Source organism: Meiothermus cerbereus (assembly GCF_051297115.1).
In the GTDB taxonomy this organism is placed as follows: domain Bacteria; phylum Deinococcota; class Deinococci; order Deinococcales; family Thermaceae; genus Meiothermus; species Meiothermus cerbereus_A.
Window position 1 is genome coordinate 1 of sequence record NZ_JBEVAL010000102.1, and the last position, 8103, is coordinate 8103.

Below are 8103 nucleotides of genomic sequence, written 5' to 3' on the forward strand. Positions count from 1 at the left end.
TGGGGCTGGGTATGGGTTTGTTCGGGTTCATGCTGTATATGATAAGAGCCTGGCCGGTCGGCCACAAAAACCTCCTCTGCCACCGCCCACAGCTTGCGGCGGTTGGGCAGGTCGGTGAGGGGGTCGTGGTAGGCCAGATACTCGATACGGGCTTGCTGGCGCTTGCGTTCACCCACATCGCGAATGGAAATCAAGACCTGCTCATGGCCTGCAATCTGCACCCGCACCCCCTGGGCCTCAACCTCGAGTTCGCGGCCATCGCGGGTAAGCAGCCGAATTTCCTCGAGGGTATCGCGTTCCCCTCCCAAAGTGCGCTGTATCCGCTCGGCCACGCGCGGAAGTGAGTCTGGGTGAACAAACTGGGTCAGGGGTTGCCCCACCACTTCCTCGAGGCGCTCGTAGCCCAGCCCCCGCAGCCCCACCGGGTTGAGGTAGAGCACCCTGGAACCATCGCACAGCGCCACCGCATCGGGCAAGGTCTCCATCAAGGTTCGGTAGATGGCCTCCTGTTCGCGCAGGGCCTCGTAAACCTGGGCGCGGTCAATGGCCATGCAAAGCTGGCTCGCCACCCCCTCCAGAAAGCGCACGTCCCGCTGCTCGAGGTCGGCATTGGTGCTGCCCACCACCAGCACCCCAAACACCCTGCCTTTCACCGGCAACGGCACCGCCACCAGGCTTCGCTCACCCAGCAAACCAGCTTTACTACGCTCTTCGGTGCTGTGCATGACCACCGTTTCGGCCTGGTGGGCAGCCCGGTACACAATCTCGTGGGTCGGCTCGAAACGTTCGGGCAGGGTTTGCTTACCCCCGGACCATATCAGCCGCAGATAGGCCCCTTCAGGCCGATAGGCGGCAATGCTGTCGAAACGCGGATGCTCCTGCAGCACGTCCACCACCCCGCGCATCAGGGCCAGCGGCTCGAGGTCGCGGGCCAGGCCATCGCGCACTTTGGAAAATAGGGCGAGCTCGAGGTTGCGCTCCTCGGCCTGGGCCTGGCTTTTCCTCATGGCGGCTTCAGCGGCCCAGCGGCGGTCGTACTGAAAACGAAAAAGCCCCACCACCAGACAGGTGGTAAGCCCCACTGCTCCCACCACCAGCACCGCTTCCCCCAGGCCCGACTGCCATGGGGCTCCCACAGAATTCAGCAATGCAGTATGGAAAGGGAGCAAAGTTAGGCCCACCGTCAGCGCCCCCCAGATTCCCAGGGCCCAGCTCAAAAGGGCCACCCCGGGCAAAACCAGGGGCAGGGCCCCGTGGTTGAGGCTTTGATACATCACCGGAAAAGCCAGCCCGTACATCAACATGAAGCTCAGGCCCAGGAACAGCTCGAGCCTGCGTGGCCTCAACCAGGTCATCATCTGCGCGTACAAGTACAGGCCTCCGGCAAATCTCTACGCGACCCTGCAACCCACATGGATCCCGAGGTTTTAGATTGGCTGCACCAAAGTCGCCTCACGTACTCGGTGATTCTACTCACTATGCAGCCTTTCCGAAACGTTAATCACACAAAGCCCCTACGTTACGCCCTCAACAGCAGTTACGTCACGTCGACAAAAAAAGGCCCAGACAGCCTTTTCTATAACCATCATCGCGGCCAGACCGGGTTGAGTAACGCGGCTTTGGGTTTTTGTTGGGTCTGCACTCACCCTGGACAATACCTGCATGCCCACGCATCCAAATAAAGCGGTTATGTTGGCACTGAGCAAATACACGCAACTTGTGCATTGAAGCAAAGGCGAAATGCCACCGCTGCATCTGCCTTGTTAGCAGCCCCCAGTATGGCACTGGTTGGCTTATCGCACTCTTCACTGTGCAGGACAAAGCCATCAAGTTGTGAGCAGCTCCACATGTGAAGAGCGCTCTAGCCCTAGCGCCCCACCCCCAGCAGGTAAGCCGCAATGGGGCCTACCGCGTCACCATGGCGGCTGGTGAGGATGTCCAGGTGGGTCAGGTTAGGCAGGATGCGGATGTCTGTGCGGGTACTGGGGAAGGTTTCGCCCACGCTGCGGAAGCTGCCTTCCTGGGGCAGCAAACCACGCCCTGCCCCCAGGGCCAATACCTGGAAGGGCAACGGGCGCGGCTTTAGCTCGGGCATGGCCACATCGTAGGCCGAGATGTCGAGGGACAGGCGGTAAGGAAAAAACCACTCCGAAAAGCCGGTGGTGGGGCTGGCGTACATCCCAATAAACTCCATGGGGTCGGTGGCCTCGCCATTATCGCGCCACTCCACCCGGCCCCCCCGCGGCCCGCGAATGGTGTAAATCAGGCTGCCCACCACAAAGCTGAGCAGGTTAATACCTTCACGCCCGGTAGACTGCCCCACCGAGACCGCAAAAACAGGCGATAGGGCATAGCGCTCATCCACGCGGTACAAGGCTGCAGCCAGCCGGCTGGCCCGGAAAGGGGCCCAGCCAGGGGGGGCATCGGCCTGGGGATTCTGGGCGGTCATGAAGGCCTGGGCTTCAGCCTGGGCAAAACCTACTGGGTTCAACCCGAAAGCGTTGATGTAAGGTGGGGCTTTGCCCTCCAGGAGTTCATTGAGACCTGCCAGACGTCCAAAACTCCCCTCGCTGCCGCCCAAATACTGCTCGCGGCTAAGGGGAACCAGGCGGGGTGCGCCGTCTAGCAAAACCAGACCGCTGATTTTTTCACCCCGGTACAGGGCAAAAAGCGAGGCCAGGCTAGCCCCCAGCGAGTGCCCCGCCAGCACCACCGGGCCACCGCTGCGGGCCTGGTCTATCACCCGCTCGAGGTCTTCCAGGTGCACCCTCAGGCCCCAGTCCTTCAGAAAGGGAAAATCGGGCAGCTTGTAGTTCTGGTAGTAGGCCCAGGGGTCGGCAGTGGTGAAGCCCCGACGATCTTCCAGGCCATTGGCCCGCCGATCCCAGGCCCAGACCGACCAGCCGGGAGCCGCCAACACCAGCCGGCGGGCCAGGGCGTCGAAGTTGGTTGCACCACCCAAAAAACCCGGAACAAACACAATGGTGCCGCGTGGGGTGCCCTGGGCCGGGTAGACCAGCGTATAGCTTCTGTCCAGGGCCGCGCCTGCCGCTGTGCTTGCGCCGGGAATGGCCCGGTACTCGGGCTGGCCGTTCCAGCGCAGGGGCTGAGCCAGGCCCAGCCCCAACAAAGCCAGTAAAACAATCCAGATGCGCATGACTCCTATGCTGCGACCAGATTGGGTTTCAAACTTGACCTGGGCTCACAAAAAGGTGGGCCGAAGCCCACCTCAACCCCATGTTTTGGCTTACGGACTGCCAAAGGAGTCTTCCACCACGACCACCTCGAGGGTCTCGCCAGCCAGCAAGCCCACAGCAAAGACACTGTAGACCTTACCGCCTTCAAACGCCACCCCCTCCAGCGGGAGGGCCACATTGGTGGTGCCGGTGGGGCGCACCTCGAGGTTGTAGGCACCTGCTGGAACGAGGCCGTAGCCCGAAACCTGGTTGAAGGCCAGGTTACGGAACAGCACCGGCCCACCTTTGAGGGCCACATCCACGGCTGGTGCATCTGGCGAGGCGTGCACAATGCGTACTTTTGCTACGCCTTCGGCAGGGGCAATGCGGTCTTCGACCACGCGGGCCTTGAGGGCCGAGGCCGTACCGAGCGCCATCACCGTGTAGTACTTGCCGGCCTGTACGCGGATGTTTACGTCGGCTACCTTGGTCGGGTTCTGTCCGGTGGTCTGTACGGTCAGGGTCAGGCTGCCCGCGGGCACCTCGGCGTAGTAGGTTACGTCCTTGAAAGTCTGGGCCTCAAAAACCTTACTCCCGCCCGTTAGGATGTCAACCGCTGGCGCATCGGGCACCAGGTGGGCAAAACGCACGTAAGCCGTATTGTCCTGAGCCAGGGCAAAGCCAAACACCAGCACCAAGCCTGCGATCCACCTCGTCCACAGCATAGAGCTCTCCTTTCTAAACCACAGGGTTATTCGTTTCCCTGGCATCGTAACCTGAGGCGCACAATCCGGCAACCCGTCTGGATTACAAACCAGACTTTTTTATGGAAAAAATCCCCTGTCGGGCGACAGGGGATCGAGGCTTTGGTCTTGCTATTTGGGCAACAGCACGGTATCAATCACGTGAATGACGCCGTTTTTGGCCTGAATGTCAACCGCCGTGACCGTAGAGTTGCCATTGAGGATTACCTTGCCATCTTTAACTTCGATGGCAACACCCTGGCCCTGAACGGTCTTGGCTTCTTTCAGAGTAACCACCTGGCTCGAGGACACCCGCCCGGCCACGACGTGGTAGGTCAGGACCTTGGTCAGGGCAGCCTTGTCGGCCAGAAGCTTGTCCAGGTCGGCTTTGGGAATCTTGGCAAAGGCTGCATTGGTGGGCGCGAAGACTGTAAAGGGGCCCTCTCCAGAAAGGGTTTCCACCAGGCCCGCCGCCTGCACTGCCGCCAGCAGGGTGCTGAAGTTGGGGTTGGTAGCCACTATCTGCGCGATGGTCTGGTTCTGGGTGGTGCTCTGGGCGTTGGTAAGGGTTAGTCCGAGAACGGCCAGGGCCAGGCTACCAGCGATGAGCAAAGCTTTGATCTTCATATGCTACCTCCGTGTGCATCTTTGAAATGGGGTTGAAAGCAGCGCGATGGGGCTGGCGGTTCCGATGTTTATCGGCTTTTGCTTTACTTCCACCGCTTGTTTCAACCTCTAGGGTAGAGCTTATATGTAGAAGCTTGGTACAATATGCGTCCAGACTACGTTCAGGTTTGCGGTGCGTGCAGCAGGTGTAGCCTGCCAAGCACACCAGGGCCCACAGCATGGGTTGCTGGGCTATGCGCTCCCCTGGGGTTCAGATTTGGCAATTTTCTCGGCAACGGCCAGGTAGCGCTTGCGGGCCAGGTGCAAATCCAGCAACGGGGTTTGGTAGGGCTGGGGCTTGCCCCCCGACTCGGGCACCCAGCGCTTTAGCCAGGTACCGCTGGGGTCGTGGGCTTCAGCCTGGGTAATCAGATTAAATACGCGGAAGTAGGGGGCTGCATCCACCCCCAAGCCCCCGGCCCATTGCCAGCCTTGCAGGTTGGAGGCGTTATCGCCATCCAAGAGCAGATCGCGGAAGGCCCGTTCACATTTCTGCCAGGGCAGCAAGGCCAGTTTGACCGCGAACTGCGCCACCACCATGCGGGCTCGGTTGGACAAAAAGCCCGTGGCCTGCAGTTCGCGCATGCTGGCATCCACCACCGGTATACCGGTCTGCCCCTGAAGCCAGGCCTCAAAAAGCTCGTCATCGTCGTTCCAGGGCAGGTCGTTCCAGCGGGGGTCAAAGGCCTGGGTCATCATCTGCGGGCGGTGGTAGAGCAGGTCGCCGCTAAAGTCACGCCAGCATAGCTCGTTAACCCATTTGCGGGCCCCTTCACCCCCTATCTGCAAAGCCCTTTGGGCGGCCAGGCGGGGCGAAAGCACCCCCAGGGTGAAGTAGCAGGAGAGCCTCGAGGTCCCCTCGCCGCCCAGTGCATCGCGGGTCTGGTGGTAGCCGGTCAGCCTATCGCGCAAAAAAACCTCGAGCGCCCTCTGCGCGGCCTCCTCACCCGCCGGTGGCAGCGGCACACCAGGGGTTTCTTGGGGGACGGTGCCCAGGTCTAAGCCCAGGGGAAGAGGTGTGGGCGGAAAGTAGGTGGGGGCCTCGAGCAAAACCGGTGCCCCGGCAGCCCACCAACGCCTGGAGTACGGCGTAAAGACCGTGTAGGGGCCTCCATCGGGTTTCACGATGTTACCGGGTTCCTGGATGTACTGCCCTTCCAGCCAGGACACCCGCCCCGGTAGAGCCTCCCCCACCTTCTGGTCGCGCAAGCGGGCATAGGGGGTCGAGTTGCGCACTGCGTAAACCCGGTTTGCCGCGAGCTCGCTGACAACCTGAGGCAACACCTCCCACGGCAGACCCACACGAACCAGCAAAAAGCTTCCCCGGCGGAGATAGGCTTCACGCAGGGCCGCGGTGTTCTGATAAAACCAGGCCCGCCGGCGTGGGCTGGTGTTTTGCAGGATGTTGGGATCCAAAACCACCAGCCCCAGGGCCGGGCCGGACTTCAAAGCCTCAACCAGGGCCGGGTTATCGTGCAGGCGAAGGTCGGCACGGTGCCAGACGAGGTTCATGGCCTGGTTTTAAGGGCAAAAGCCTTTGCTTGCAGGAGCCTGTCCTACAAACAGCCGTCTCGCTGTGCTGCAGAACCACGCTAGTATTGAAGGCATGATTGTAGACGCCCACCTCGACCTCGCCCACAACGTAGTGAACCTGGGGCGCGACCTGACCCTGCCGCTTGCAGAGCTGCGCACACGCGACACCCGCGCCGAGATACCCGTCGTGACCCTGCCTGCCCTGCGCGAAGGGGGCGTGGGCGTCTGCTTTGCCACCCTCTGGGTAGACCCCCATAAGGACAGCCAACCCCAGGGTGCCCACCGCCAGGCCCTCAAGCAGCTGGAGGTGTACCTGCGCTGGGAAGAGCAGGGCTGGGTACGTATCCTGCGCGACCGGGCCAGTCTGGAGAAGCATCTGGCGTTGTGGCCTCAGGACAGAATTACAGCCCTGGTGATCCTGATTGAAGGCGCCGAGTGCATCCGTGAGCCTGGCGAGGTGGCTTTTTGGAAGACAGAAGGGGTTCGCCTGATTGGCCCGGCCTGGAACCGCACCCGCTACTGCGGTGGAACCCGCGAACCCGGCGGCCTGAGCGAGCTGGGCCTCGAGCTCATGCAGGCCATGTACGAAAGTCGGCTGGCCCTCGATTTTTCCCACATGGACGAACAGGCCTTCTGGCAGGCCCTCGAGGTGTTCGACGGCCCGGTCTGTGCTACCCACAGCAACCCCCGGGCCTTGCTGGGCGGCGAGGGGCTCGAGTTCTCCAACCGCCACCTGAGCGACGCCATGATCCAGGCCATCGGAGCCCGCCAGGGGGTCATTGGCACAGTTTTGTTCGGGTTTTTTCTCGACCACACCTGGAAGCGTGGCATGGAACGGGTGGGGCTGGAAGTGGTGGGGCGGCACCTGGCCCACACCGCAGGTTTAATCGGCTGGGACAGGGTGGGCATCGGCTCCGACTTCGATGGCGGCTTTGGCATGAAGGAAAACCCGTATGGGCTGGACGAGCCCGCCGATCTGCAAAAAATCGCCCAGCTAGTCCCCGAACCTTTCCAGTCCAAGGTGCTTGGTGAAAACTGGCTGCGCTGGTTAGACACCGTGCTTGGCTAAACGCTGGGTTTTGAATCTAAAATCTTGTGGGGCATGGTATAACGGGGCCGTGAATCTCACTAGTCTGTGGATCGGCCTGATTGCGGGAGGTTTTGGGGGGTTGGTAGGGCTTGGAGGCGGTATAGTTGCCGTCCCGCTGATGTCGAGCTTTCTAAAACTCACCCAGCACCGCGCTGTGGCCACGAGCCTGGTAATGGTTGTTTTTACAGGCCTGGTTGGAGCCTTTACCTACGCCACCCAGGGCACAGTGGACTGGTTGGCTGCCCTGGTCATCTTCCCCAGCGCCATGCTCACGGCCAACTGGGGTGCACGTTTTGCCAACCGGCTACCCGAGTGGAAACTCAAGCGGGTATTCGGCTGGTACCTGGTTGTGGTTGCCCTGAGCCTGTTGCTCAAACCCTACATTCCCCATGTCGACGAACCCTTGCAGGGATGGTTTAAGATTATTCCACTCATCGTTACGGGTGCAGCAGCGGGTTTCGCCTCAGGCTTGCTGGGCGTGGGTGGTGGCACCATTACGGTGCCGATTATGGTGCTGCTGGTGGGCCTCGAGCAGCACACAGCCCAGGGCACTTCCCTGCTGGCTATGGTGCCGTCGGCGCTGGTGGGTTCTTATACCCACTACCGTCACGGCAACCTGGCCCAGGAGTATGTGCCGGGGTTGGTTGTGGGCATTCTGGTCGGGGCCTTTGCAGGCGGTTTGGTAGCCAACCAGCTACCTGAGTTCTGGCTTAGGTTGGTATTTTCTGGGGTACTAATCTGGACAGCCCTGCGCTACGTGGGGGCCAAACCCAAAACCAGCCCCCAGGCTACGGAACCAACCAAGTTGATCTGATATCCCACATTCCGCACCCCCCTTCACTCCAGCAGGTAATATCGCTCCACCCCCAGCAGGCGGGCTGCTGTCTCGTGATGG

General features: G+C 61.2%; 7 protein-coding genes. 2 read left to right on the forward strand and 5 right to left on the reverse strand.

Going from position 1 to position 8103, the window contains the following annotated elements; all coding sequences use genetic code 11:
• The 5 genes from ABWU19_RS13745 to ABWU19_RS13765 all read right to left on the reverse strand — a co-directional run.
• On the reverse strand, positions 1-1358 hold a 1358-nt coding region (locus ABWU19_RS13745), incomplete at its 3' end, for a PAS domain S-box protein (RefSeq protein WP_435902229.1).
• Between the two features lie 509 nt (positions 1359-1867).
• Positions 1868-3157: an alpha/beta hydrolase gene (locus ABWU19_RS13750; RefSeq protein ID WP_435902230.1), complete on the reverse strand. Its 1290-nt coding sequence runs from the start codon at positions 3155-3157 to the stop codon at positions 1868-1870.
• Positions 3158-3247: 90 nt separating this feature from the next.
• Positions 3248-3901, reverse strand: a complete 654-nt coding sequence (locus tag ABWU19_RS13755; protein ID WP_435902231.1) for a DUF4397 domain-containing protein — start codon at positions 3899-3901, stop codon at positions 3248-3250.
• A 150-nt stretch (positions 3902-4051) separates the two neighbouring features.
• Entirely contained in the window at positions 4052-4546 is a 495-nt protein-coding gene (locus ABWU19_RS13760) for a fasciclin domain-containing protein (RefSeq protein WP_435902232.1), read from the reverse strand.
• Positions 4547-4777: 231 nt separating this feature from the next.
• The gene (locus ABWU19_RS13765; protein ID WP_435902233.1) at positions 4778-6097 is read right to left on the reverse strand and encodes a cryptochrome/photolyase family protein; all 1320 of its coding nucleotides are present in this window, start codon (positions 6095-6097) and stop codon (positions 4778-4780) included.
• Between the two features lie 94 nt (positions 6098-6191).
• Between ABWU19_RS13765 and ABWU19_RS13770 the strand changes: the two genes are divergently transcribed.
• Together ABWU19_RS13770 and ABWU19_RS13775 are read left to right on the forward strand one after the other, a co-directional pair.
• Entirely contained in the window at positions 6192-7187 is a 996-nt protein-coding gene (locus tag ABWU19_RS13770) for a dipeptidase (protein ID WP_435902234.1), read from the forward strand.
• A 49-nt stretch (positions 7188-7236) separates the two neighbouring features.
• On the forward strand, positions 7237-8022 hold the full coding sequence (locus ABWU19_RS13775) for a sulfite exporter TauE/SafE family protein (protein ID WP_435902235.1): 786 nt from the start codon (positions 7237-7239) through the stop codon (positions 8020-8022).
• Positions 8023-8103: the final 81 nt, after the last annotated feature.